General features: G+C 33.9%; 15 protein-coding genes. 12 read left to right on the forward strand and 3 right to left on the reverse strand.

Going from position 1 to position 26,984, the window contains the following annotated elements; genetic code table 11:
- Position 1 precedes the first annotated feature (1 nt).
- The 6 genes from AAGD79_RS02980 (at position 2) to AAGD79_RS03005 (ending at position 17,998) form a co-directional block, all read left to right on the forward strand.
- Positions 2-1,489, forward strand: coding sequence for a recombinase family protein (locus tag AAGD79_RS02980; RefSeq protein ID WP_341811581.1), 1,488 nt, complete (start codon positions 2-4; stop codon positions 1,487-1,489).
- Between the two features lie 211 nt (positions 1,490-1,700).
- Complete coding sequence (locus AAGD79_RS02985; protein WP_341811582.1) at positions 1,701-1,934, forward strand: hypothetical protein; 234 nt, start codon at positions 1,701-1,703, stop codon at positions 1,932-1,934.
- Positions 1,935-2,002: 68 nt separating this feature from the next.
- Entirely contained in the window at positions 2,003-4,504 is a 2,502-nt protein-coding gene (locus AAGD79_RS02990) for a hypothetical protein (RefSeq protein WP_341811583.1), read from the forward strand.
- 646 nt (positions 4,505-5,150) lie between these two features.
- Positions 5,151-6,401 (forward strand): hypothetical protein, encoded by a 1,251-nt coding sequence (locus AAGD79_RS02995; protein WP_341811584.1) that lies wholly within the window; start codon positions 5,151-5,153, stop codon positions 6,399-6,401.
- A gap of 204 nt (positions 6,402-6,605) precedes the next feature.
- On the forward strand, positions 6,606-12,632 hold the full coding sequence (locus AAGD79_RS03000) for an OTU domain-containing protein (RefSeq protein WP_341811585.1): 6,027 nt from the start codon (positions 6,606-6,608) through the stop codon (positions 12,630-12,632).
- Between the two features lie 125 nt (positions 12,633-12,757).
- Entirely contained in the window at positions 12,758-17,998 is a 5,241-nt protein-coding gene (locus AAGD79_RS03005) for an ankyrin repeat domain-containing protein (RefSeq protein ID WP_341811586.1), read from the forward strand.
- Positions 17,999-18,002: 4 nt separating this feature from the next.
- Here the strand turns inward: AAGD79_RS03005 and AAGD79_RS03010 are convergent, their stop codons facing one another.
- Together AAGD79_RS03010 and ltrA are read right to left on the reverse strand one after the other, a co-directional pair.
- Positions 18,003-19,022, reverse strand: coding sequence for an Rpn family recombination-promoting nuclease/putative transposase (locus AAGD79_RS03010; protein WP_341811587.1), 1,020 nt, complete (start codon positions 19,020-19,022; stop codon positions 18,003-18,005).
- Positions 19,019-20,500 carry a group II intron reverse transcriptase/maturase gene (gene ltrA / locus AAGD79_RS03015; RefSeq protein ID WP_264731897.1) on the reverse strand — a complete coding sequence of 494 codons (1,482 nt, stop codon included), beginning with the start codon at positions 20,498-20,500 and terminating at the stop codon, positions 19,019-19,021. The genes AAGD79_RS03010 and ltrA overlap by 4 nt, the downstream gene beginning before the upstream one ends.
- Before the next feature lie 754 nt (positions 20,501-21,254).
- Between ltrA and AAGD79_RS03020 the strand changes: the two genes are divergently transcribed.
- The 5 genes from AAGD79_RS03020 to AAGD79_RS03035 all read left to right on the forward strand — a co-directional run bounded on the left by AAGD79_RS03020 (position 21,255) and on the right by AAGD79_RS03035 (position 24,136).
- Entirely contained in the window at positions 21,255-21,854 is a 600-nt protein-coding gene (locus tag AAGD79_RS03020; protein WP_341811588.1) for a helix-turn-helix transcriptional regulator, read from the forward strand.
- A 109-nt stretch (positions 21,855-21,963) separates the two neighbouring features.
- Complete coding sequence (locus AAGD79_RS03025) at positions 21,964-22,140, forward strand: hypothetical protein (RefSeq protein ID WP_182319925.1); 177 nt, start codon at positions 21,964-21,966, stop codon at positions 22,138-22,140.
- Complete coding sequence (locus tag AAGD79_RS03030; RefSeq protein ID WP_341811362.1) at positions 22,134-23,798, forward strand: recombinase family protein; 1,665 nt, start codon at positions 22,134-22,136, stop codon at positions 23,796-23,798. The genes AAGD79_RS03025 and AAGD79_RS03030 overlap by 7 nt, the downstream gene beginning before the upstream one ends.
- Before the next feature lie 19 nt (positions 23,799-23,817).
- Entirely contained in the window at positions 23,818-23,979 is a 162-nt protein-coding gene (locus AAGD79_RS06985; protein WP_010082071.1) for a DDE-type integrase/transposase/recombinase, read from the forward strand.
- On the forward strand, positions 23,972-24,136 hold the full coding sequence (locus AAGD79_RS03035) for an IS3 family transposase (protein ID WP_084741697.1): 165 nt from the start codon (positions 23,972-23,974) through the stop codon (positions 24,134-24,136). Before AAGD79_RS06985 ends, AAGD79_RS03035 begins: the two co-directional genes overlap by 8 nt.
- A 179-nt stretch (positions 24,137-24,315) precedes the next feature.
- Here the strand turns inward: AAGD79_RS03035 and prfB are convergent.
- Positions 24,316-25,420 (reverse strand): peptide chain release factor 2 gene (gene prfB / locus AAGD79_RS03040; protein ID WP_341811589.1). Its coding sequence is split into 2 segments (ribosomal slippage): positions 24,316-25,344 and positions 25,346-25,420, totalling 1,104 coding nucleotides; the frame shifts between segments, so codons are not numbered across the junction.
- Positions 25,421-25,573: 153 nt separating this feature from the next.
- Here prfB and mgtE point away from each other — a divergent pair.
- Positions 25,574-26,944, forward strand: a complete 1,371-nt coding sequence (mgtE, locus tag AAGD79_RS03045) for a magnesium transporter (RefSeq protein WP_006280192.1) — start codon at positions 25,574-25,576, stop codon at positions 26,942-26,944.
- Positions 26,945-26,984 lie beyond the last annotated feature (40 nt).

Genomic DNA, 26,984 nt, shown 5'->3' on the forward strand with positions numbered 1-26,984 from the left:
AATGCTAAAAGAGGTAAGGTGTGCGATATATACAAGAAAATCAAATGAGGATGGGCTAGAACAAAAGTTTAATAGCTTGGACGCGCAAAGGGTAGCATGTGAAAAGTACATAAAAAGCAGAGAGAGCTGGGTATCATTGGCAAAAAGGTACGATGATGGAGGCTTTTCAGGGAAAAATTTAGAAAGACCAGCGATAAAGGAGTTGTTTGAAGATGTAAAGGCGGGGGAAGTAGATTGTGTAGTAGTATATACATTAGACAGGCTATCAAGAGAAACAAAAGACAGCATAGAAGTGACATCATTTTTTAGAAGGCACCGAGTAAATTTTATAGCAGTAACACAAATATTTGACAATAACACACCAATGGGAAAATTTGTACAAACGGTGTTATCAGGAGCAGCACAATTAGAAAGAGAGATGATAGTAGAGAGAGTAAAAAATAAAATAGCAACATCAAAAGAACAAGGTCTATGGATGGGAGGAACTTTGCCGCTTGGATATGATGTCAAAGATAAAGAATTAATAGTAAATGAAAAAGAAGCAAAGACAGTAAAGCACATATTTGAAAGATATTTGGAGCTGAAGTCAATGGCAGAACTGGCAAGGGAGCTAAATAGTCAAGGTTACAGACCAAAATCAGATATCTTTAAAAAGGCAACGGTGAGAAGAATAATAACAAATCCAATATATATGGGAAAAATACGGCATTATGAGAAAGAATATGAGGGAAAGCATGAAGAGATAGTAGAAGAAGAAAAATGGCAGAAAGCACAAGAATTGATAAAAAATCAGCCGTATCGAAAAGCAAAATATGAGGAAGCGTTGCTTAGGGGAATAATTAAGTGCAAAAGCTGTGATGTAAACATGATGCTAACGTACGCAAAAAAAGAGAATAAAAGGTACCGATATTATATATGTAATAACCATTTAAGAGGAAAAAATTGCGAATCAGTAAATCGAAATGTAGTAGCAGGAGAAGTAGAAAAAGAAGTAATGAAGAAAGCAGAGCAGCTATATGAAAATGGGAAAGAAAAGACCGAAGAAAAATGGAAAAATTTAAGTTTTGGAAAACAGAAAGAAGTAGTGAAAAAGTTAATAAAAGGAGTAATGATAAGAGAAGATGGAATAGAGGTGCGTTCTGAATCAGAGGAGAAACTTATACCAATGAAGAAGAAAGGAAACAAATGTACAGTAGTAGAGCCAGAAGGAAAAACAAATAATGCGTTACTCAAAGCAGTGGTGAGAGCCCATTCCTGGAAACGGCAATTAGAAGAGGGAAAATATAGAAGTGTAAAGGAGCTGAGCATGAAAATTAATATAGGTACAAGACGTATACAGCAAATTTTAAGGTTGAATTATTTAGCACCAAAAATTAAAGAAGACATAGTAAATGGGAGGCAGCCAAGGGGTTTAAAGCTATCTGATTTAAGAGAAATACCAATGTTATGGAGTGAGCAGGTGAAGAAATTTTATGGCTTAGCGATGTAACGTTTATAAAAGTAACAAGAAGAGATGACAATGAAAAAAGAAAATATTTCAGTTTATTACTGAAAAATAAGAAATACCACAAAGGAGCTGCTATAGAAATTCTTATTAAACTTTAACTCAAAATTAATTAAAAATTTATGCAAAAAAAAAGTTGTTGATTTGTGATTTAATGATAGTTAAGGTATGCTCATTGTATAGCTAGAGAGGTAGTATGCCGAGTTTTTTTGATAAACCGTTTACAGAACAAGTAGAAGAAATAATGAGAACGGGGGATCTAAAATTACTGCAGGCACTAATTGGTACAAGGGCACCAATTGGGTTATCATTATATTGTTCTAGCTTTTTTCTTACTAGAACAGTTATTGCACAAGCAAAGTATCAAGCATATAGTGCTCTGCTTAACGTGCTAACTGAATATCAAAAAGCAGAAAAGAGATTTTTGTAGACAACATAAAAAGGGATATAGAAAGACAAATAAGCGGTAATGAGGATAGATTACGCCAAAAAGCACTTTTGCCATCGTCAAGTAATAATTTAAAATCTCTAACTAATAATAGTTGCTCTGATTTAGAAAGTTATGTTCAAGAAACAGATGTATCAAGTTTGTGTACTTTTAACTTACAAAAAGTAATTGAAATTTATCATAACTATATTTCTCGTGAAGAGGTAAAAAACTTAGAGAAAGTACTATTAAAAGCCAAGGAAATGGAAGATAGGTACTCGTATATAGAAAGTCAAAAAACAAACTTACAGTATAATAGCAAAAGAGAAAAAGCACGTAATACAGTTAAGGATAATGAACCTCTATTGCTCAAAATAAAGGACAAGACCTTTTTTGATAGCTGGTATATAAAGTTATTGTACGAAGTTCTTTGTGAAGCAGAAATGAATAAGAAACATATACTACATGAAGAAATAGTAAAGAGCAGTTCTCCCTATATGAAAGATAAAATTAATAGTGCAAAAAGCAAGCTAGGTACTTCCTTTAATAAAGAAGCAGTTAGAAGAGTAATAAATAAATTAGTGAATGATTACCTTAAGATTTTACCAACTAGTTTTGGAGTAAAAGAATCGTTATTGTCCTACATGAAATGTGTTGATATTGATGATTATATAGGAAGAATGAATTATGAGGCAGTAAATCATAGGATTATTAGTAGAGCCAATGAGGTGATCTTAAGTGAGTCAATTGTACAAAATAATTTGAATGATGATGTAGAAAGAGGTTTACAGTACATAGTGGACAGAATGGATGTATCTCTTCTTACTGCAGTAGAGCAAGAAATGTTGAATGAAATAGCAGAAAGAGCAGCAAATCATAGAGAAAGACACAGTAAGAGGAAAGATTTAGAGTTGCTATCTATATGCAATGGAGGAGAATTTGAAGATAAGCTTTCTTTACCAACGGACTTGAGTTTTTCAGAGATTGAGCGTTTATATAAAGATATGCTCTCAATAGAGTTTAAAGAGCAAGGGGAATTTGAGTCACATAAGCTATGCGAGAGGTTACCATTATTAGAATTGAAAGAAATAAAAGAAGCCTTTCCTGCTTCTATCACTGAAGATATTTTAAAGAGTATGGTAGAAAGCTTGAACAAGTATGTAGAGGTAGTAAAGAAGGTAAAAAAGGACATAGTTGATAAAGTTTTTGGAAAGCAAGAAAATTTAGAGAAGTTATATAAATTGGAGCAAGAACTGGAGTTTAGTTTTATGCAAAGGCTTTTTCATCCTATTTATTATGGACAGTATAAAGAGATAAAAAGTTTTGTTGAATGTAAAAGCTTTATTCATGATAACATCAAAAGCGAGAAAGATGTAACATTCCGTGAAAGACTTGAAGAGCAACTAAGAAAACTAGATAAACCAAAGCGTGAAGAATTGGAAAGATTGTTATTATCCTCAATAGATAATGAATTTCAAGGATTGGTAAATCAGTTAATTTTTTGTAAAGATGAATTAGAAAAGAAAGCTAGAAAAGAATTTCGCTTGCCAAAATTGTTCCATCCTTCTTATTGGGAATCTTATATAGAAAGAGAGAATCATAGTCTTAAAATATGTGAGGAGGCTTTGAAGAAAAGTGTTGCTACAGGAGATGATGAGTTGTTCTATCAAGCAGTAGAAGATATCAAGAAAAACTCTAATTATATGTGGGTATTTCAGGTAAATAAAGCATTGTTTGACGGTGTATACAAAACTCAACATGATTCAAGAAAAAAGACGTTATCATTTAGAGAGCTAGCAGAAAAATTTATTGGGAATCGTAAAAAGTACATAGCTGAGCAACAAGATGAGTATAAAATAAGAAAGGCAACAGTAGAGCAGCATCAAGTGAATGTGGAGCTAGTTCAACGAAATATGGATGATCAAGTAGAGAAAAATAGATTGAGTGAAGGTAAGAGAGCGGCAGAAGTAAAAGCAGAAGAAGCAGAAGTGAGAGCAGAAGAAGAAAGAAGAGCTAAAGAGGAAGAAAGAAGAGCTAGAGAAAAAGCAGAAGCAAAAGTTGAAATGGAAAGAGCAGAGAAGAAAGCTCTTGATTTACTATACGATGAAGCAGATGATCAAGAAATATCGAGGAAAAGAATAAAACAAAACAAGGAAGTGCAGAGGTTTTTAGAGTGCCAGTATACTTTTCTGGTTTTAAACGAAGGTTACACAATGAAATTTAAGAATCTCTGTAGAGAGTATAGGGACTTGAAGAGGGAAGTGAAAGAGCCTGACTTTGAAAGGTTATCAAAACTTGCAAATGAGTTTGAGAAGCTAAGCAGAAGTTTTATTGAAGGAGAGAAGAAAGAAAGAGAGAATGTACCAGAATGCAAAGACCAAGAGATTGATAGATTAAAGCTGAGCATAGTAACGAGAGTAGTACAAGCAAGGGATGAAGCAGAGAAAGAAAAGAGGAAAGTAGAAAAAGAAAAAGTAGAGGTAGAAGAGATAGTAAAACAACTGCAAATACCAAGTTCTGCATTTAACAACGTAAGTCATGAACCAATTGTAGGACCTTCTTGGTGGATATGAAAGATTTAAAAATTTTGAAAGACCTTTCTAATATAGAAGAGATTTTATAAAAATGCCAGTCTATTAGTGTCATGACAAATTTGATTATTTACTTTCTACAAAGACATAAAAAACATCATATATTTGTGAGAACAAGCAGCGTAAAAATAGGGTTATGAAAATAAAAGTGCGAGATTGTTTGCAGTAAAGCTAGGTAAACCAGTTCGTATGTAAATTTAGCAAAAGTAAGCCAATGTAGCTGGTTTTGCCGTATAATGGAATCACCATATAAAAAAGTTCGAACGGTACACATGGTAGTCCAACCGATTCCAAGAAAAATTGTTCTCACGCTTGCTGGTTTTGGGTGCTGGAAATGGCTGTGTTGTTTAAGTTATTAATGATGTATATTGCTAAATTAATAGCAATTTACCTAAGAAAGAATAATTAAGGTAAACTTATAATAAAAACAGAATTTAAAAGTAATAAAAGACTATATATTGGACCTATTAAGCGCCTTTTGTCGAAGGTTATTCAAGTCTAAAAAAAATTCAAATTAAGGATTGACAAAACTTAGAAACGGGATATCTTACTTCAAATGGTATCAAGTTACTATAGTGTATGTTAGATGTAACAGTTTCCATGTTTTTTCATTGATAGAGAGGTGATCATGCTGCGTTCAGATATTCCAAAAGTTTTATTTTCGTCTATTAAAGAGGATGATCCCTATAGAGCATCTAAGCTTTTTCAAATTGAACGCTGGTGCTATGCAAATTGGCGTTTACATCAAAAAAGTGGCAAGAAAGGACGTAATTTTCTTGCACAAGTTCTGTCTAGTGAGGATTGTTGGAAAAAAGTAGACAATTTACGTGGAGTTAAGCTTGATAGGCAAGTGGTAGGCAAAAAGTTAATTGCGCCAGATTCAGGTAATCTCTTTGATAAGTATGCTATTGCCTGTCGGTACTGTCTAGAAGAAGATATTATTGCTTTATTTGAGGAAAGAAAAAAAAGCCTATCAGCTCAAGGTAAGAGTAGTCTATTGGAGTATGAGCACTTAGTTAGGTGTTGCGGGTCAGGTCTTTTAGCGCAGTTTTGGTCACATTTTATCAGTGGTTACATCTCTAAACTAAATTTAGATGGCTGTCATCCATATGAGTACGGGCTTAAGTGTGCTATGAGTTTTAAGCAAGAGCAGGCAGTGGAATTCTTCTGGAATAAAATAAAATCATTACCTGAAAGTGAGATGAGCGAACAGAAAAAGGATGAGATCTTCATGAAAACAGCAGTGTATGCAGCAGGTAGTCGTTGTAATAGTTATCCTGAAATATTCGAGTTTTGTTTCAGCCAGATAAGCCCTGATAAATATCCAGAATTTCTAAAAAGAGACTTAGCTGAAAATGGTTATTATGGTAGTTTAGGCACGCTACAGAGTGCACTTCGCTTTGATCAGTTTCAAAAATTGTTTGACTGCTTAAAGCCAAGTAGTATTTCAGAAGATTATTATTATATTTGGTTGAAATATATAAAAGAATTAGAAAATTATTCAAGGTCTTGTATAGATGAAGGAGTAAATCTTTTTATGTATATGTGGATGAGAGATGGATTTAATAGCCATCGTACCTTATTGTTAAATAAAGAGATGAGAAGTAATTCCGTATTTCAAGGAAGGTTATTAGTACCTCTAATTGATAAAGGTTATATGGTACCAGTATGGGCAATACTAGATAAGGCTAATCCTGATCAAATCAAAGAATTTATGGATTCTAGGCAAGCGGAGTATATACGATCTGTGTTAGAGAAAAGAGATGTTGATTCACTAAATAAATTTTCATCATACGGTAAGCCTAGATCTGAAGAGCCTGCTAGCTTAACTGAGGTTAAATTAAGCAAGGCATGTGAGCAATTAGGTTTGGGTAATTGAGAAGTATTATAAGGCAATTCTATAAAGCAGGTGGTGGTTTCTTGTTACTACTTTAGCTTCTGTCAAAAAGATGTTGCATTATAATACAAATGTTATATACATAAGCCAGCATATGGGTAAAAATAGCTTTTATTATTGATATCTCTAATTGTTATATAATAAGCTTGGTATAGTAGGTTTAGTATAATATAATGAAGGGGGTTTATGTTCAAGATACAATATCCAACAGATCATTTAAAAAAAGAAGGTGTTAATTCAAAGATTACTGAATCATCGGATGAGATAGAATATATAGGGCAAGCTAAAGAATTTCCTCATTTCAAGCGTTATCGGAGATCTGATGTTGATTCCGAAAGTGGAAGTCGGATTAAGAGAATCGATGTTCCAGGAGACGGTAGTTGCTTGTTTTGGTCTGTTACTATGGCTTACTTAATACCCGTCAGAAACGACGATGCTTTATTTCGACAAAGGTATGAAGTACTATTTGGAAATGATGGAACTGTAACCCAAAATTTAGATCATATTAGAGGTTTGGTTCGGAATTTAGGTACTGCGAATTATGATGATACATTTGCAAACTTAGTAAGAAATGTATTTCGCAATCGAGTAGTTGATCACATAAGTTATCATGAAAGCGAGTTTAGAAATTTTGTTGAAGGTGAAAGTGGACTAAGTTTCAAAGATTACTTAGAAAACATGAGAAAACTTAATACTTGGGGAGGTGAACCTGAAATAAGAGCAATGAGTGGGATGCTTAGTGCAACAATTAGTGTTTTTGGTGAAGTGCAACTTCCTTCATATGGTAATGGGGATATTCAAATACAATTATTTCATGTTGGTGCACCAGGTAAACGAAACCATTATAATTTTGGTCTTGAAAGAAGTATTGTTGATAATGATAAAGAGCTTGCAAAAGGCTTAAAAAGAGTCATGGGTAAAGTAAGGCCACAAGACTTTGAGTTAATACAGTTATTAATAGAAGAAGCAGGTACAGAAGTTGGTACAAGCAAGCAAGAAGAGGATTTTAGATCTTTTGAAACAAGATTTCAGTCATTTGTGGATCAGATTCCATCTTATTTACACTCTGTAGAAAAAGCAGGATTTTTTACTCACTTCTTCTTAGGGAGCTTTTCTACTTTGCTGGATACAGGGATTGCAGAAAAGTTAAATATTAAAAAGATTTATTTTAGTTTTGATACTTCGAAAACTTTAAAAGTAGCTATTGTTAAAAATGGTCAAATTGGAAATGCTGAAGACGCTATTAATAATATAGATTTATTTTCCATTTCAGAAGGTAAGCGTGGCCATCAGTTTACTGTTAATGAGTTGGAGAGCATATTAAAGGAGAACATAGCGTCTAAGGGACTGACTGAACAAGATATTGAGAATAGAATTGAAGAGATTAAGAATGAAATTAATGGTAAAATGGAATCTAGATTAGTACAGATCTATAAAGGAAAGGATGGTATTTTTGTTAATATGGAAACTAAAGGGATACTTGATTCTGCTACTAGCAAAGAATTTCATGAAATAGAAAAAGGAGTATGGAGTAATCCAGAAGGTGATATAGAAAAACTTGCTAATTCTGATAAAGAAGCAGCTAAAGAATCTCTTGAGGGAATTCTTAGAGAGATTAGTAAAGTTCATTCTAAATATGAAAACTCATTAACCTATGATAGTAGTGCACGTGAAGCAGCACATCATGGATTTATGGTAGGCGTTTTCATGAATTTCCACTATAGGTATAATCTTAGAGTTTATCCAGAGCAATTTGCAGGTAGGGGTTATGCAGATATTATCCTGCTAGCTCGTGGTCCTGATCGTGCATTAGACTCTATTCCTATTATTATTGAGTTAAAAGCGGGAGCAGGTACTAATGCTACTCCAGATAAAGCTTTGCAACAAGCAGAAAAGTATGCACAAGGCTTCCAGCCAAACGTTCAGCGAGTTTTAACTACTGCGGATAACATTTTATGTGTTGGTGTAAATCTTGATAATCCATCTCCTATCTCTGATATTAAAGTATCAAATCGTGGAGAAGAAATAATCCCTCTTTTTCAAGATATGCTAAAATCTGCTGATGACTGGGATACGCAAAGGATTGGAACAATAGAATTAAAAGGACAGGTGAAAGATAATTTAGAGCGTATTTATCATACGTTTCCTGGTACATCGGAGAAGGGAGATAATCATTATTTTAGCAGGTTTTTACTGGGGCAATCACTACTGTTAAATAGAATTGAAGATTTAAAAACTGGTTTCAAAAAATACATTTTTATCTATGGAAACAATATACCTACCGAGGTACATCCTAATCTTCGTGGGCTTGGACGTACAGCAGCTGCAAGAGCCAGGGAGAGGCTGTCAGCTAATCTTGATGCGAGTCATGCAGTTGTAACAATGGTGCTTATTCCAGAAAATACAGAAAAGTTGGTTTATGTAATAAATATTGTTGAAGCTAACAGAAAAGATGTTTTGAACGGGATGAATGAAGTGCTTCCTCTTGATAGATTAAATAAGGAAATAGAGAATAGGGAAATAGTCGAATTAAATCTTAATTTTGATACTAGATATAAGTCAGATTTTAAAAGATATCTTACTATTTGGACTGAAAAATACAATTCTTTACAAGAGTACAACAACGGAGATAATAGATTTCAAGGTACTTTTAAAGAAGTTACTTATCCTAATGAGTTAAAAGAAACATTTGATAAAGCACTAGATATCCAATCCTTATCAATAAGAGGATATAGTAGATTATTAGAAAAAATTGGAGAAGGAATATTCCCTTTTAAGAGCCTCGTTAATAAAGAAGCTCATTTCCAGGGAATATTGAATGGAGCATTTAGTTATTATAGCGACCTAAAATTACAAGAATCACCAGAAACTAGAGCATTAGTTTTAACTGAGTTTCAAACTGGTAGAGGGGAACGCATTGATATGCTAGTTCATGGTATTAAGTTTGTAGCTCAAGGTGGAAATGCTGAAGAGTATACTCCAATAGGATTGGAACTTAAGGCATCAAGGCAGGGTAAAGGGGCTCAAGCTTTATTGAGGGAAGCAAATGATCAAATAAATGAAGAGTACAAAGAAGGTGTTACCTATAAAACACTTACAGATGGTGATGAGGTAAAATTTATCGGTGTTGTTTTCGATAAAGGATCTAATAATCCGAATAAACTTATTTTAACAAGTAGGACAGCTGAGGAAGGATTTATTCCTGTTGGAGTAGTTCATAGTTCACATCATATGTTGCCTACTGTAGGGCAGTGTTCTAAAAGAAAATCTTCATCGCCGGAGTATTCACCAAGTAAAAAGCCAAGAAGAGAAAGAAGTGTAAGTATGGCCTGCATAGATTCGTTTGATGAAGAAAAGATTACAGAGGAGGAAAAAGAAAGACTTATTAAAGAGTTATTTGGTATTGAAGCTCATGACACAAAAATTATAACAATAGATTCTCCTCAAGTGAGGATTGATGGTGGTAAAGTAAATGTAAAATTCAAAGACAATAGTGGTAATGATAAAGAATTAATGATAGATGATGCTGCAAATATTAAGAGTATAGAAAATTATATACTGGATGAGAAAAATCTTGAGATAAAGTTAAAAGTAAGCAGCGATAAAGAGTATGCTATAATAGAAGAAATTAAAGAGCAAGGTAGCGAATATTATTTAAAAATTGATGATTATAGAATAAAGCTAGATAGTATATTTCAAGATGGAAAAGAAGTAATATTTGATAAATTACATCAACTATCAAATGATAAGCAGTTGTTAGAGAATAAAAAATACATTGAAGACATAGGTGATGTTCAAACTAATCAAGATTACAATGATATTGTAAAGGAAATTAAACAGAATTTATTAGCAAAAGGAGTTAGGGAAGATACTTTCGACAGGTTTAAAAGTCATTTTGATGATCTTGGTGAAAAAGTTTTTGCAGATTATATTAGTAATGTAGAAAGCAGCCTTAAAGAAAAAGGAATTGCATTTGATCGTAATAAATTTGATTCAGCAAAAATAAAAGGAGTAAAAGGTGGAAAGTTTTTCTCCCTTATGGCTATATATGACTTGCTTGATAGTATAGGTGATACAGCAACACTTGGACGGCATGATAATGATGCTTTAAAGCAAGTATTTGGTATCAATGGTATACTAGATGCTATGGATGATGTTAGGACGAGTGTAAATATTTCTCCTAGTAGTAAAGTAGGAAAACTGATTGGTAAAATACCAGGGCCTGCACGTCAAGCTTTTGTTAAGGTTATCAGTAATCCTGTAGTTCAAAGTATTACATTTGCAACCATTGCTTATCAATTTGGATACAGTATAAACGAAATAGCTCAAGGTAATAATCATCCACTAAATTATTATTGGACAACAAGTAGTGGTGTAAAACTAGCAAGTATGAGCATAAGGCCTATAAGTGCAGGGGTTAGTTTTACGATAAAAAGTGTAAGTGCTACTACTAAGATTTTAAGGGGTTTATCTGCTGCAGGCAAAGTTTTAGGTAGGGCAGCAGTAGTTACTATGGTTGCTGATGTATTGATAACAATGGGCGTAAAAATTCATGAAAGAATGGAGTATACTAAAGCAATAGCAGAGCAAGTGCCTCTATTACCTGGTGGTGAACAAGCGGAAGTATTTTTTGCAGGGGTGATTAAGTTTTTTACAGGAAGAGATGTAGAAAAAGAATATGAAGATACAATTAGAATAAAAGGTTATTTAACTTACGTAAAAGAAGCAGCTATTAAACTGTTAAATGACAATTATGACATAGATGCGGTTGTACAATACGTAATCTCCATTGAAGAGAAACATAGTGAGATGATTAAAAATATGGGTGCACAGCCTATATGTATTATGCCATCATCGTATGGTCCTGGTTGTGCGACGCAGATGAAGTGGACATGTGATTTAGAAAAAAAATATAAAGATATCTCTTTTGACAAGATTAATATAGCTTCTAGTGTAAAAAGAGATTTGTCTTCTATTGATATCTCTAAGATATTGACTATGACACCTTATACTTTGGTTATGAGTGAAGGTTGGGAAAGGTTTATCTGTGGTATAAAGAATAGTCCTCAATGCTATCAAGAGATCGAAGAAAAGAAAGTTTATATTGTTAATACAGGTGCAAAACATATCCCTCATCTAACAAAATATGAATATGAAAATCTTGGTTTAAGAGTTGTAGATGCACCATTAACAAATCCGATACAAAAATCTCAATGCAGCAAAATAATCAATACAAAGCACAAAGGTGACGATGCGTTCGCTCCATGTAACAGTGGCAAAATTTATAGAAACTGTCAAGAGAGCTTTACTCTCTCAGGCGAACCTTTTATTTTTACTAATCCGAAAAGGAAAGATCCTGGCAATACAAAAAAGCAAACATTTCCTAGAGGATCGATATTATATATTTCAGGGCCAAAAACGTTAACAGCAGCAGCAAATTATCCAGCAGTAATGCATATTCCAGAGGGTAGTAATATACGTTATATTGGCTCTAAAAACAATGAAACTATTTTTATTATTAATAATTCTATGTCTGGTACCCTCAAAGGTGGAGCAGGAAAAGAAAATACTCTAGTAATGAATGTTAAAGCTAATAATGTTGTAGTAGATTTGCATGAAGGAGTAATACATTATGGTAGTAATAATATAAAATTAGTTAATACGTATAACTATGTGTCAAACTCTGATAGCAAACAAAATATTACTACTCACTGTAAAACAAGGTTAATTAACGTAAAAAATACAGAAGTGCATCAGGGTTCATTTGATTGTCAAGATCAAGATTATGAAGTTAGAGTAGTAAATAAAGAAAATGTGCATTATAGAGGGTTAAAACAAACAATATTTATTGTTAATGATAATAGTGATAACGCTAAGATAGTGAGTGATTTAAGTGATACAGGAAAAGAAAACTTTGATGTAATAGATGTTCAAGGTGCTAATATTACACAGTTGGAGATAAGTGAAGATATAGGAAAAGGTGGCTATAGTTTAAATCTTTTAGCTGATGATATGGAAAGTATTGTTTCGAGTACTAAAATAGATGATTTTAAAAACTTAGTAATTCAAGCAAAATATCAGGGAATAACAGAATCTGTAGTAATACAAGATAAGTCTTTATCTGATATAGTAAAGGATATCTGGTATCAAGAGTTAAATGGTTTAGGAAAGGATATTGATGGAGAAGTTGTACAAAATGGTGAAAAAAATTAAAAGCATTTATACAAGCAAATATTTTAAATCTAGAGTTACCTAATGCATACCAAATTACAAAAGATATTGCTAACAATAATAATTTAAACATTCCAGTATCTAAAATAGAAGTCACTAAAAATTACATGGGAATACCTGCAGAAAAAGTGATAATTGGTGGTGTATATTCAGATCAGATAATTGTTGATTTCAGTTATAATAATTCCGATTTTGCAAGTAGTTACCAAAGATACCACGACAATAGAGGAAAGTATGATTATAATCGCTATATGATAGAATGTAATCACTATCAAGACATCATAGTAGAAGGGGGAAAAGGGCAATATCAGTATATTATCAAACTACCAGAATATAATCATACATTAGAGTATGATCCCCTTTCATCTCCTATAAGACTTAATTTAAAGATAAAAAATAGAGCGGTGCTTCATCAAAGCATACCTTATGACATTATCGATTTTGCTGAATTAAATGTAATGGATATTAATAGTATAAATATAAGGGAAGGTGAAAGGAATTATATAAACGAATGCTATAACAAACCAATTTCTGATCTTACGGAAGACAGTTTAGAAATACAAAATATTACAATATTAGATAGTAAGGGCATCAGATGGTCTTTATCTATTGGTTTAATTGATTACTTAAAAAGTCCAGAGCATCAATACATTATATTGCGGATAAACAATAAATTTTACAAAATCGATAGTGCAAATCTAGAACTTAAACATATAGAAACAAATCCTAATTTTTTCAGATATTACAAACCAGATGAACAAGGATTACAGATTTACCATAATCAGCCAATTAATAATAATGATATTGGTTTAGTCGATTTCAGAGATAAATCTATATTAGGTTTTGATGCAGAAGTTATTAATGATAGCTTAGTTCTATTACATAAAAATAATACTCTAATAAAAGTAGAGAATTGGAATACCTACCAGCCAGCAAGAGAGATGATATTTGCTTTTAATGATACAATACTCTCTAACTCGAAATGTATAATTTCTACTTGTAACTCAGAAGATATTATAGGGGACCTTAATAAAGAAAAAGTGGTTGTATTAAAAAATCAGATGTTTAATGCTATAGTACAAAATAACATCAGTGAAGCTGAAGACTTAATCAGAAGAATTGGAAATATTGATACCGAAAATAAGCACGAATTAACACCTTTATATGTAGCTATTCAAGAAGGTAGATTAGATGTGGTTAAGCTTCTTTTTAATAGAGGATCCGTTAATGTTAAAGACAAAGATATTCATGGTTGTAATTCTTTACACTGGGCTGCTCAAGAAGGTAAGTTAAATATAGCTAAGCTTCTTGTTGATAAAGGTGCTAATATTATTGCTGAAGATAATAATGGTAGAACACCTCTACGTGTAGCTGCTTGCAATGGTAATCTAGATATGGTCAAATTCTTCCTTAATAAGAGTGTTGATATCGAGTCTGAAAGTAATGACCCAGATAAGATGATGGGAAAGATTGAGAGTATAAGGAAGGAAATTATAAATCAAGTAGATGCTTCATCTAATGTAAAAAAGTGGGCAAAGTCTTTTATAGAAGAGTTAAGATATTCAATAAAAAGTAAAGCAAAGAGAAAGCTGGATGGTAATATATCGAGTAATTGTAGTGCTTCGACCACTGAACTTACTAATAGAATTTATAATTTTGATAAAAACTTATTTGATAATATAATTAAAGAAGTTATAGATGATGCATATGGAAGAGTAGATACGAAAAAAATATTAAGCTGTGTACGCAGTCATGGTTATATTGGTCAGCTGATTTCAGGTTACATAGCTGTATTTGATGCAATGCAAAAGAGTGGTGATCTAAATGATAATGCAATATTTAAGTTAGCTTCTTACATTAAAGAAGCAATGGAGATGAAGTATTATCCTAAAGTTCCTTTAGAAACAAGATCTAGCCTTGAAAAGCTAGAAAATAGATTACCAAAATCAGTAAGGAATGCAATATTTGCTTCAAAAGTATGTATAAAGAACGTTTATCAGGATGAATATTTATATGCTGCTAACAAATGTTTCAATTATGATAATGACAGACGAATGGCATTTACTTGGACTCCAAAGAATGAAGAAAATGATAAGTTTAGGTGGAAGATTAAACCTGATGGTAACAATTTTTATATAGTGAATGTTGCATTTAATGAAACCTTGTATGCTGCTAGTAACTATTTTAATTATGATAATGATAGACGAATGGTATTTACTTGGATTTCAGGGGGAAGAGTTGCACGAGATGTGTGGATGATTAAACCTGATGGTAACAACTGTTCTATAATGAATGTTAAGCTTAAAGAACATTTATATGCTGCTGATTATGCTAAATATGACAATGATAGGCGTAGAGTATTTACTTGGATTCCAGGAGGTCAGGTTCTGCAAGGGATGTGGATAATTGAAGATTGTGGGTCTACTGTAAGAAAAGTTAGAGATATTGTCAGTAATGCTAGAGAAGAATTAGATCAAGAATTGCTAGATGCTGCAAAAGTTGGAGATATGAGCAAAGTAAAAGATTCTGTCAATCGAGGAGCTGATGTTAATACTAAAGACAGAGATGGTAACACTCCTTCGCGCAATGCTGTATTAAAAGGTCACTTTGGTATATTTAAATACCTTGTTGAAAATGGTGTTAGTTTAGAGGGTAAAGATCATCGTTGTGGTCCCTCTATATGTGATGCTTCTTATAGTGGTAATTTGGATATACTAAAGTACCTTATTGGGAAAGGTGTTGATGTTAATGAGTCTGACAAAAATGGTTGGACACCGCTACATTTTGCTGCATGGAGAGGTTACTTAGAAGTTGCTAACTTTTTAATAGAAAAGGGTGCTAATATTAACGTTGAGAACATTTTTGGCAGGAAACCCATACATGTTGCTGCTGAAAATAATAACAAAGACATTATAGAATTTTTCCTCAGCAAAGGAATGAGCATTGATGATACTGATAGAGATGGTCGCACTCCTCTATACTATGCCTCTTGGAATGGTCATTTAGACATGGTAAAGTACCTTATAGATAAGGGAGCTGATATTTACATTCAAGATAAAGGTGGCATAACACCGCTAGATGCCGCTACTGATCAAAAACACGATGATGTAGAAAGGTATTTAAAACAAGTGCAACTAGATAAAGAATTATTGATTGCAGCACAATATGGTAATCTTGATGAAATTAGAAGTCTTGTAGGTCAAGGAGCTAGCTTAGGTGCTAAGTATATTGATGGCCGGACTCTTATGCATTGTGCTGCTTATGGAGGTAAGTTAGATGTAGTAGAATATCTCGTTGCAGGTGAAAAAAGTAGTTTAGAAGTCAAAGATAATAGTGGTAAAACTCCTCTACACTGCGCTGCTTCCAACGGTAAGCTGGATATAGTAAAATATTTTGTAGATGAGGAGAAAATTGATGCTAGCATTAAGGATAATAGTGGTTGGACACCACTACATTGGGCTTCTTGGAATGGTCACTTAGATGTAGCAAAGTATCTTATAGGTAGAGGAGCTAATCTTGTTAATATTAAAGACAAAGATGGAAAAACACCTCTAGATATTGCTGATCAAAAAGGTTACACAGATATAGTAGAAATTTTAAAGCAAGCGCAATCAGGCCTATATAAAAAATATAATGAGTTGTTGATTGCTGTACTGGAAAATAATCTTATTAAAGTCAAAAATCTTGTAAGTCAAGGTACTAGCTTAGAAACTAAAGATAGTTATGGCTGGACGTTATTACATTTTGCTTCTATTTATAATTACTCAGATATGGCAGAATACCTTATAAATAAAGGTGTTGATATTAACGCTAGAGACCAGTATGGTAAAACTCCTCTACACCTTACTTCATGGTTCAATTGCTTAGATGCAATGAAGTGCCTTATAAGCAATAATGCTGATATTAATGCTAAAGATAACAATGGTAAAACACCTCTAGATGGTTCTGGTTTTAATTCAGATGCAAAAAGAGTTTTAATGCAGGCACACTTAGATAAAGAATTATTGACTACTGTAGAAGGTAATTATCTTGAAAAAATTAAAGGTCTTATTGCTCAGGATGTGAGCAAAGATAGGCATGGTGCATATTATTATGCTTGGAGTGGTAACTTGAACATGGTCAAGTTTCTTGTTGAGAGAGATGTTGATGTAAACGCTACTGATAAATATGGGTGTACATTACTACATTGGGCTACATTGAAAGGTCATTTAGATGTTGCTAAGTTTCTTACTAGTAAGGGAGCTAATGTTAATGCTGAGGATATTCTTGGCAGAAAGCCTATACATTTTGCTGTTATAAACGATCACAGGAATATTATAGAGTTTCTTCTCGATAAAGGGATAATAGTTAATAGTGCTGATAAACAAGGTCATACACCACTGCACTGGGCTTCTTGGAGCGGTCATTTGGATATGGTGAAGTACCTGATAGATAAAGGGGCCAATATTAATGCTAAATGTGAAGCTGATAGGACACCACTAGATATTGCTAGAGGCAGAGGACATAGTAACATTGTAAAATATTTAGAAGAAAAACTTAATCAAGAAAGAGAAAAGCCTGTACAACGCAGACGCCGTCATCACCATGGAGATCATAGTCGCAATCATAATCACTCATCACATAAATTCCTTTCTGTAGATTCAAGTAATCAACCTGAGATAGAAGCAAGTAGTGGCACAAGACCATCTTCATGGATAAATGATTTATTTGGTTGGGTAAAGAGCTCTATAGGTGGGTTATTAGGTTCTAGAGCTGCTTTACCTGAGAAAACATTCACTCAAAGTTCAATCTCACAAATTAGTGCACCAATCGATGTAAATGGTACAATAATGTTACTTGACATGCTCATTAGAAAAGCTACAGGTCAGAAGTACATTTCTACAGTAGATCAGTCTATATCTCCACTAGAAGCACAGGGCTATGCACTCAATATTACAAAGGGATTTGAGAAAGTAGTAGAGCAAGCTGGATTAAAAAGTGGTGTATCAATGCATCGATTAAATATTGATTATATGGGAATGCAAAAAGAGATTACTAGAAAAGTCATGAGTGGTAAATTTAATGAGATTTCAGGGGTTTTAAGCTCATATATAGAGAAGGCATGTCCTAGTAGAGAAGCTGGTAAATTAAGTCCGAAGAAATTTGAAAAGTTTATGGCTACATTTAATAACAAGCTAGATGTATCACTAAATCAATCAATACACCAAATGCTACATAATGAAAATAACGTACTAAAAATGGATAATATAAAAGAACCGCAAAGCTTAGGTTTATCTGGACCTAGAACTAGGTTAGATGATGTATTAATTGCGGGCAATGCCAGAGAATTAGTCGCTGGAAGAAGGTAGTAGACTAAAAAGTTTCTTCCTTAAGTTGTGTAATGTCAGCCTGAGGAAGGCCAGTTGTCTGGGAAATAACATCAATAGATACACCAGCCTTGAGTGAGTTTTTTGCAACTTCGATTTTTTCTTCTTGTCTACCTTTTTCGTGACCTACTTTAAGACCCTCATCAAATTTTTGAGCTAAAGCAGCTACCTCATCCATTATGCGTTTTTTCATTTGTTCATATGCTAGTAACTCTTCTTCTGACCAATTAAACTTATTCATCTCTTCATAAGCTCGTTTTATTATTACGTCACTACCAACTATCTTATCTAGATCTTCTTCCCTTGTTTCTCCTGCATAGCGAAAAAAGTAACACCATTTTTCTACTATATTTTCTAGTTGGTCTTCTTTGGTCTTTGTAAATTTTGGTAGTTCTATGAATACGAAGTAAAAATCCTTTAAGTCATGTTCAAAGCTATTTTGATCTAAAATGACATGATTAGATTTGTACTCAGCCTTATCTGGAAAAATAATACAATCAGCAACAGCAATAAAGATAATTTCTTTAAGGTTATGATAATCATCACCTTGATCAGCTTGACTTGAGTAGGCTTTAGCAGCATAATATTGAGCACGTTTTTCGAAGCCCTTAGTCTTAGTGAACTGCATCTCTATAATATATCTTGAACCTTGAGAGTCTCTACAAAGAACATCGACAATACTTTGCTTTTTAGCGGCAATCTCAGGATCCAAGATGGTAGCTAAGAATTCAACATCGTGAATAGCAGCTAAGCCAGTAAAGCCTAAAATATCGTTTAAGAAATGAATGAGAATATCTTTATTCTTTTCGGTGCCAAATATTCTTTTGAACGAGTAAGAGTTTAGTGGACTAAGATATCTTCCACTAAACCCTCCTCTAGGAACCGTACTTGAAAGTTTCCCTTCATACGGCTCGAGCCATCTTAAGTCCTTTTCTTGAGAACCGGCAACATTTTCCTTCAAATATTCTGGCATTTCAAATTCCTTACTAGGATTAACGTTAATCATATCTTATCATCCTCATGAAGAGAAGGATTATTTGATCTACGTTTTTCAAAGTAGGCATACCATTCTTTATCGTAGGGATTTGCCTCAGCTTGAATTTTCTTATGGCGACGAATTGGTACGCTTGTTGCTTGAAAGAGTTCCTTCCACTCAACTGTACCTTCCTTATTAGTTAATGTTGCAAAGCACCATCTTCTGGCTTCTTTGGTTTTAAAGTATTTCTCTTTAATCCAACGTAAGCCTTTGTTAGGGTGTCTGCGTTTTGACCATTGCCATAAGGCTTTAAAAATCTCAGAATCCACTTTCTCATAAGCTTTTCTTGCGCATATTCCCCTGTGGTAATATACCCAACCTCGAATTTGAGGTGTGAGCAGTTCTATTACTTTTTCTTGGGTTGCTGCGCAGTTCTTACGAATCAAGCACCGGATGCGCTTCAGAAGTCGGTTTGTACTTTCTGCTGAAGGTTTGATGATTATCTTCTTTTTGTACTTACGTACTGTCTGACCTAGAAAATCAAATCCCTGTTCTACGTGTGTGATCTTGGTTTTTCCTGTGGATAGAGTTAACCCTCTGTCGCTGAGGAAATCCTCTACTAGCTGCTTGACTTTAGTCTCTAGGATTTCTTTTGATTTTCCAGTTACTATAAGGTCGTCCGCGTAGCGGATCACGTGCACACCATATTTCTTGCGTTTTCTTGTACCCTTCTTCCCGAAATGTTTACTGATAACATTTTCGAGACCATCAAGGGTCAAGTTGGCAAGTACAGGAGAGATAATTCCCCCTTGTGGAGTTCCTGCTATTGTGGAACGGAACATTTGCTTTTCTACGAATCCAGATTTTAACCACTTGCTGAGAATACTCTTTTCCATTGGGATTGAGTTTTCTAACCAGCAGTGGTCTATTTCATCAAAACACTTCTTAATATCCGCTTCTAGGATCCATTGCGGTCTGCTACGTCCTGCCAAAGTTGTGTGTATTTGACTTACTGCATCAGCCGCTGAGCGATACTTTCTGAATCCATATGAGTGAATGTCTCCCATTGTTTCTGCAATAGGGTCAAGTCCCATAAGATATAATGCTTGCATCGCTCGATCTTTCATAGTGGGAATACTAAGAGGTCGCTTGCTGCCTGTAGGTTTAGGAATATAGATTCGCCTCAAAGGTTGAGAGCGGTATCCTCGTTGCCTCAGGCTTGCAATTCCTTGAGATTTTGCTGAAGGGCTTTGCCACAACTGGTTATCAACACCTGCTGTGCATTTTCCTTTATTTGAAGTTACGCGTTTGACTGCTAATGCTTTAGCACTAAAACTACGTGTTAGGAGGCGTTGTAAAGTTTTCACTTTATTCCATCTCCTAGCTTTTGTTGCCTGAACAATACGAGCTTGTAGCCTTCTAGTATTTTTTCTGCACTGAAACCAGCTAATTTGATTCCAGTGTTCTGCCGTACCGGAAGGTGCACTTACAATTTTACCTGTAACCATCTGCTTTCCTCACTTAAAAGGTTTTACAAACAATCTTGTTCAAGATGACCGTAGTGGACGTCAGTTCTCTTTCGAGCCAGGTAACGTTTAAACCTGTATCTCATCCGTTACAGATGAGCGTTCACTTTTTCCACACTCCCAAACCCACATATCCATCGGTCTTTCTCACGATCAACCTTACTGAATTCCTAGGGATATATGGGATTTCCGTGTTCCACCTATCAAACAACGAGCGGGTTAGGATTGATCTATACACCGGTAGTGTTTATGTTTGCGTATCAGATGCGTTCACGCCGATAACCTACCACATACCTTTTGGTCCAAGCCTGTCAGTGTCTTTGGCTTGTTCGACTTAACGATGCTTACGATCATTCACTTCTGTTATCCATACCGTTCACCCTAGCCCCCGTGCCAACTTGACACTAATAGCATCGTTCCTTCTTCACAGACCGAACTTCTCCTTTTCAGGCGGGTTCATTGTCCTAAACGCTTTGCATAAGACATTACTGTACTTATACAGTTTAGTAGGGTACGAGTGGCAAAACACTCGGTTTAGTCAGAGCTAAACAGTTCAATAGACGACTTTCACGTCGCACAAAAGCATAATCATTGCGTGCATCAAGAAATTTCGAAAGAGCCATAAGAAAGTAAGATAAAAAGCATTAATAATTATACACAATTGTGAAGAAATATTCAACTAAAATGCAAACATTTTGTATATCTTTATTTTGTAGTATTAACCTATATAATATTTATGGCAAATATCTCGATAAGGTACCAAATAGCGCAAAAAGTAAGGAGTTGGAGGTTAAAAAGAAAATATACCCTGAAAAACTTAGCAGACAAGGCAGGCATAAACTATCATACACTGATAAGATACGAGCAAGGAACATGTGGCATTCCAATTGAAAGGCTAAAAGTGATAGCAAATGCATTATTAATTCCTATTAGAAATCTCTTTCCAAGACGAAAAGTACTAAAAGAAAACAGTTGTTTTGACGAAGCTAGGAGCCAGGAAATGTATAATTTCATAGAAAAAACAGGAGGACGCAAAGCAATTTACGCATTAACCAAATCTATCCGAGCTGAGGAAGAAAGTAATGTAAAAGCAGCAAGAATAAGAATTGCAAAGAATCTAGTTAAGGCGGGGTTTGATACTGAGATTATCTATCGAGCAACAGGCTTATCAACTGAAGAATATGCTGATAAAGAGAGATACGAGCCAAACGGAGGACAAGAGATAAAAAAGTGGAGAATAATAAGGGGATATACTCAAGAAGAATTAGCAAAAAAGCTAGATGTAGGACCCTCGCAGGGACTCCGCCAACAATATTGCAATAAACCTGAAACTTGAGAAGACTATTTCCCGAAAGCTTCTACAAAAAGAACGGAGAGTTGAATTTATTTATAGAGCTAATGATCAAATAACCATATGTCTCGATGGATAATATATGGTAGAGCTCATGGGCAACAAGAAATTAATAGTTCGTATTAGTTGTAGTTATGAAGTAAATCGATTAGCAGAGTTGTATCTATTAGATGCATATGAAAAATTAGTGTTAAGTAAACCAATAAAAGCGAGCAAAAAGGAAGAAAACTCTGAATATAAGAAAGTAGATTTGAGGACGGTAAAATGGTAACAGTTAGTTTATATGCAAGAGTTTCTTCAGGGAAGCAAGCACAAGAAGATACAATAGCAAGCCAAATTGCTACTATAGAGAATCAAATTAGTATGGATGGACATAAATTATTAAATGAATATAAATTTATTGATAATGGTTATAGTGGTTCTAACATAATCCGTCCTGGTTTGGAAAAATTACGTGATAAAATAGCAGAAGGTAACATTGATAAGGTTTATATTCATTCTCCTGATCGTTTATCTCGTAAGTATGCATATCAGATGATATTACTTGAAGAGTTTAAGAAATTAGGAGTGGAAGTCATTTTTTTAAATCATCAAATTAGCGATAATCCAGAATCTCAATTACTATTACAAATGCAAGGTATGATAGCAGAATACGAACGTGCAAAAATCATGGAACGAAGTCGTCGAGGAAAGATTTATGCAGCAAATAAGGGTTGTATAAGTGTAATGAGTGCTGCTCCTTATGGCTATCGTTATATAAACAAAAATACAGAAACAGGACAGGCCTTATTTGAGATTTATGAAGAAGAAGCTGAAGTTGTTCGTAAAGTATTTTCTTGGGTAGGAAGAGAAAGAGCCAGTATAGGAGAAGTATGTCGTAGGCTAAGTGCTATGTCCATTATGACGAGAACTGGAAAAGAGTATTGGGATAGGGCTGTAGTTTTGAGTATGTTAAAAAACTCTGCTTATAAAGGACAAGCAGCTTTTGGTAAAACAAGGTTTGGTGTCAAACTAAAACATATAAGACCGAAAAAAAACTCCTGCGAGCATCCAAAAGATAATTATTCTACTTATCCTGTTCCAAAAGAGGATTGGATTTATATTAAAGTACCTAGTATAGTAAGCGAAGATTTATTTGAAATCGTTCAAGAACAATTAGCTGAGAATAGAAAAATAGCAAGAACAAGACAAAGAGGAGCAAGACATTTATTGCAAGGTTTAGTAGTATGTAAGCTTTGCAATTATGCATATTATGGTACTAGCACTGCAAGGAATAAGGAGGGGGAAAAAACTAATAATCAGGTATATTATCGTTGTGTTGGCACGGATTCATACCGTTTTGGCGGTAATAAAATGTGTAACAACAAATTAATTCGTACAGATACATTAGACATGGCTGTGTGGGAAGAGGTAAAACATCTATTAAAAAATCCAAATAGAATATTAGAGGAGTATAAACGTAGACTTTCAGAACTTAAAAAATCACCACTAGATCAAAAAAGTGCTTTGCTTGAAATACAAGAAGATAAGTTAAAACGAGGTATTGCAAGGTTAATTGATAGTTATGCTCAAGAATATATTGATCAAGAAGAATTTGAGCCAAGAATTAAAGCAATGAAACAAAACTTAAAAATGGTTGAAGAACAAAAGAAAAAGATATTTGATCAGAAAAAACTCACACAAGAGTTAACTCTAGTAGTAACAAATTTAGAGGGGTTTTCCTCTAGTATTAACTCAAGTCTTAATAATGCAGACTGGCTAACTAAACGTGATATTATTAGAACGTTAGTTAAGCGAATTGAGATTAATTTTGAGGATGTAAACATTGTGTTTAGAGTAAAAGAGCTTCCAGACTCTTTTCATATGGAGAAAAATCAATGCTTGCAATGTTGTTGTAGGGGTAGGGATGGCTATATTTGGCAGCAATAATTCTCACGTATGGTAGTTAATGAGTAGTGCAATAAATAAACAATTGGTTATGAACTCTTTATTAATGGCCATTAATAGGCGTAAACCTGTTAAAAATCTACTGCTGCACAGTGACCAAGGTTCACAATATACTGCGCAAGGGTATCAATATCTCTTAGCTGTAAAGAATATAGATGAGTAATAAAGGCTGTTGTTACGACAATTCTGTTGCAGAAAGCTTCTTTAGCTCATTGAAAAGAGAAATACTTATTGATACTTCACAACACTCTGCTCAACACACTAGAACTGCAATATTTGAATACATAGAAATTTTTTATAACAAACAACGTCACTATTAACTATTGCATTCCAGAACAATTTGATGCATCATTCTTTTTGTAAAAAACATTCCACACTTTCTCTCCACTTTTTCTGGGTAAGGTCACTTTTCCACTGATCATATTTAATCGCCATAACTTTACTCCTACTTTAACAATATTTTAATTATTATATATTATGGCAAGAAAGTCAACCCTACCTAATTTTGCTTAGTGAGCACACTAACTATGAAACAATCTATATTACCATCAAAAACAGAATTTATATTGCCCACTTCATGTCCAGTTCTTAAATCCTTCACCATTTGATATGGATGCATAACGTACGATCTGATCTGATTGCCCCAGCCTATATCGCATTTTTTACCATACTCTTCAGCCATTTTCTGTTCTTTTTTTTCCAGTTCAATTTGGTATAAACGTCCTTTAAGTAATTTTAACGCCTCATCTTTATTTCTATGTTGAGAACGACCATTTTGGCATTGAACTACAACACCAGTTGGAGTATGCGTAATGCGTACTGCACTTTCAGTCTTGTTCACATGCTGACCGCCTGCTCCGGAAGCACGATAGGTGTCGATCTTTAGATCCTTTTCATCCACAGCAATATCAATTGAATCTTCTATCACTGGAGTTACTCCTACACTTGCAAAACTGGTATGACGTTTACCATTTGCATCAAACGGCGATATTCTAACCAGCCTGTGAATTCCACTTTCACTTTTTGCCCACCCATAAGCTTTTTCTCCAACGATTTTTATCATTGCAGACTTTATACCAACTGAATCTCCTTCTAATTTTTCTACAACTTCAACTTTAAAGTTGTGATAAATTTCTGCCCACCTTATATACATGCGCATCAGCATTTCAGCCCAATCATTGCTCTCGGTTCCGCCAGCTCCTGAGTGGATTTCTAAAAAGCAGTTATTATTATCTGCTTCACCAGTAAATAAGGACTCTGTTTCTTTATACTTGATTAATTTCTCTAGCTTAGCTAATTCATTTTCAACTTCAGAGAAAAATTCTTCATCATTTTCATCAATAGCAGACTTCATTAAGCTGATGGCATCGTTGTAATCGCTTTCCAGCTTTAAAAACGACTCTACGTCATTCTTAATTTTAGAACGTTCTTTTAAAACTTCTTGTGCTTTTTGGTTATCTTGCCATAGGTCATCATTCGACGCTTGGGAGTCAAGCTCTTCAAGGCGCAACTTTAATTTTTCTATGTCAAAGACACCTCCTGATAAGAGAAATACTTTTATTTAAGCTTTGAAAGTGTTCAAGAATTTCTGGATAAGTTTTCATTATACTTTAGATTTTAATATATTTACTATCAATAACAATAACAGTAAACAAAATAGAAATTTAACCATATGATAGTTAATTTAAATAATTTCATTATACTTTAATGTTTAAGGAAATCAAGCGCGTATATTTATTAAAAAACAAGGTAAAGTAATGAATATTGAAATAAGTTCCCATTATGGTTTAGACAAAAAGGCTATTGATGACTTAATAGAGTCACTTGATAACGAGGAGCTAGAGAATGTTCGTAATATTGTAAAAACGATAGACAGTGTTCAGTTAGCTTATTTTTTATCTACTTCGATCAGTGATCACAGGGAGAAATTAGTTAATATCCTCGATCAACATTTGTTAAGTGATGCCCTAGTGCATGTAGTGCCAGATTTACAAATAGAGATCATAGAAACATTGGGAATAGAAAATACAGCAAAGTTACTAATGCTCCTTGATGTAGAAGATATAGTAACCATAGTGAAAGATTTAGATAGAAAGTCTGTAGAAAATATACTTTACTATTTGCCCAGCAAAACTCAGAAATCGGTAGAGGAGTTGCTATCATATCCAGAAGAAAGTGCAGGAAGGTTAATACATAAAGATATGGTTATAGCTCCATATTATTGGACAATAAATCAACTGACAGAATTTGTGTGCAACTATAAAAAAATACCAGAAAAATTTCACCAGATATTCATTATCAACTCAAAATTAGAGCCTATAGGCAGTGTTAATTTAAATAAGGTAATATCTCACTCAGGAGACACAATAATAAAAGAGATAATGGATCATGACATAAAAATCATTAAAACTGGAATAGACCAAGAGGAAGTAGCAAGAATATTTAAAGATTACTCTCTATTATCGGCTCCGGTAGTAAATAAGAATGGTAAAATTATTGGTGTGATCTTAATTGAAGATGTGATAAAAGTTGTTCAACAAGAAACAGAAGAGGATGTACTCAAAATAAGCGGTGTATCTTCTAAAGCCGATATAAATGCCCCTATACATAAAACTATAATTAAAAGGCTACCTTGGTTACTGTTTAACCTCTTAGCTGCAACAATGTGTTCCATAGTAGTTGGCTTTTTTGATGATGTAATAAAAAGTTTTATAGTGCTGCCAATAATCATGCCGATAATTGCATCAATGAGCGGAAATGCAGGATCCCAAACAGTAACGCTAACCATCCGGGCAATCGCAACAAAATATCTAACTGAGCAAAATGCAAAAAGAATACTGATGAAAGAATTTTTAATAGGTCTTATAAACGGGGTGATCTTATCTACTATTTCATTAGTAGTGTTAGCAATAAGGTTTCACAACTTCAAAGTGGAGATGATTTTTGTGGTCTCCATGATTATGATGTCAATTATTGCAACGTTCATCGGAACTTTCATTCCTATAATGCTTCACCGTTTAAAGTCTGACCCTGCCGTTTCTTCTTCAATCCTAACATCGGCAACAACTGATATTCTCTCAGCTTTTATATTTCTTGGTTTAGCTACGATCTTTTTATTAAATAGCTAATACTATCTATAGCTATACCGCCGCGAACCGTCATGCCGCG

Source organism: Wolbachia endosymbiont (group A) of Oxytorus armatus, from assembly GCF_964027005.1.
Lineage (GTDB): Bacteria > Pseudomonadota > Alphaproteobacteria > Rickettsiales > Anaplasmataceae > Wolbachia > Wolbachia pipientis.

What these genes read in the sequence shown, in the direction of transcription:
- AAGD79_RS02980 (WP_341811581.1), top strand. Translation starts at nt 2, where the DNA reads ATGCTAAAAGAGGTAAGGTGTGCGATATATACAAGAAAATCAAATGAG.
- AAGD79_RS02985 (WP_341811582.1), top strand. Translation starts at nt 1,701, where the DNA reads ATGCCGAGTTTTTTTGATAAACCGTTTACAGAACAAGTAGAAGAAATA.
- AAGD79_RS02995 (WP_341811584.1), top strand. Translation starts at nt 5,151, where the DNA reads ATGCTGCGTTCAGATATTCCAAAAGTTTTATTTTCGTCTATTAAAGAG.
- AAGD79_RS03000 (WP_341811585.1), top strand. Translation starts at nt 6,606, where the DNA reads ATGTTCAAGATACAATATCCAACAGATCATTTAAAAAAAGAAGGTGTT.
- AAGD79_RS03005 (WP_341811586.1), top strand. Translation starts at nt 12,758, where the DNA reads ATGGGAATACCTGCAGAAAAAGTGATAATTGGTGGTGTATATTCAGAT.
- AAGD79_RS03010 (WP_341811587.1), bottom strand. Translation starts at nt 19,022, where the DNA reads ATGATTAACGTTAATCCTAGTAAGGAATTTGAAATGCCAGAATATTTG.
- ltrA (WP_264731897.1), bottom strand. Translation starts at nt 20,500, where the DNA reads ATGGTTACAGGTAAAATTGTAAGTGCACCTTCCGGTACGGCAGAACAC.
- AAGD79_RS03020 (WP_341811588.1), top strand. Translation starts at nt 21,255, where the DNA reads ATGGCAAATATCTCGATAAGGTACCAAATAGCGCAAAAAGTAAGGAGT.
- AAGD79_RS03025 (WP_182319925.1), top strand. Translation starts at nt 21,964, where the DNA reads ATGGGCAACAAGAAATTAATAGTTCGTATTAGTTGTAGTTATGAAGTA.
- AAGD79_RS03030 (WP_341811362.1), top strand. Translation starts at nt 22,134, where the DNA reads ATGGTAACAGTTAGTTTATATGCAAGAGTTTCTTCAGGGAAGCAAGCA.
- AAGD79_RS06985 (WP_010082071.1), top strand. Translation starts at nt 23,818, where the DNA reads ATGAGTAGTGCAATAAATAAACAATTGGTTATGAACTCTTTATTAATG.
- AAGD79_RS03035 (WP_084741697.1), top strand. Translation starts at nt 23,972, where the DNA reads ATGAGTAATAAAGGCTGTTGTTACGACAATTCTGTTGCAGAAAGCTTC.
- mgtE (WP_006280192.1), top strand. Translation starts at nt 25,574, where the DNA reads ATGAATATTGAAATAAGTTCCCATTATGGTTTAGACAAAAAGGCTATT.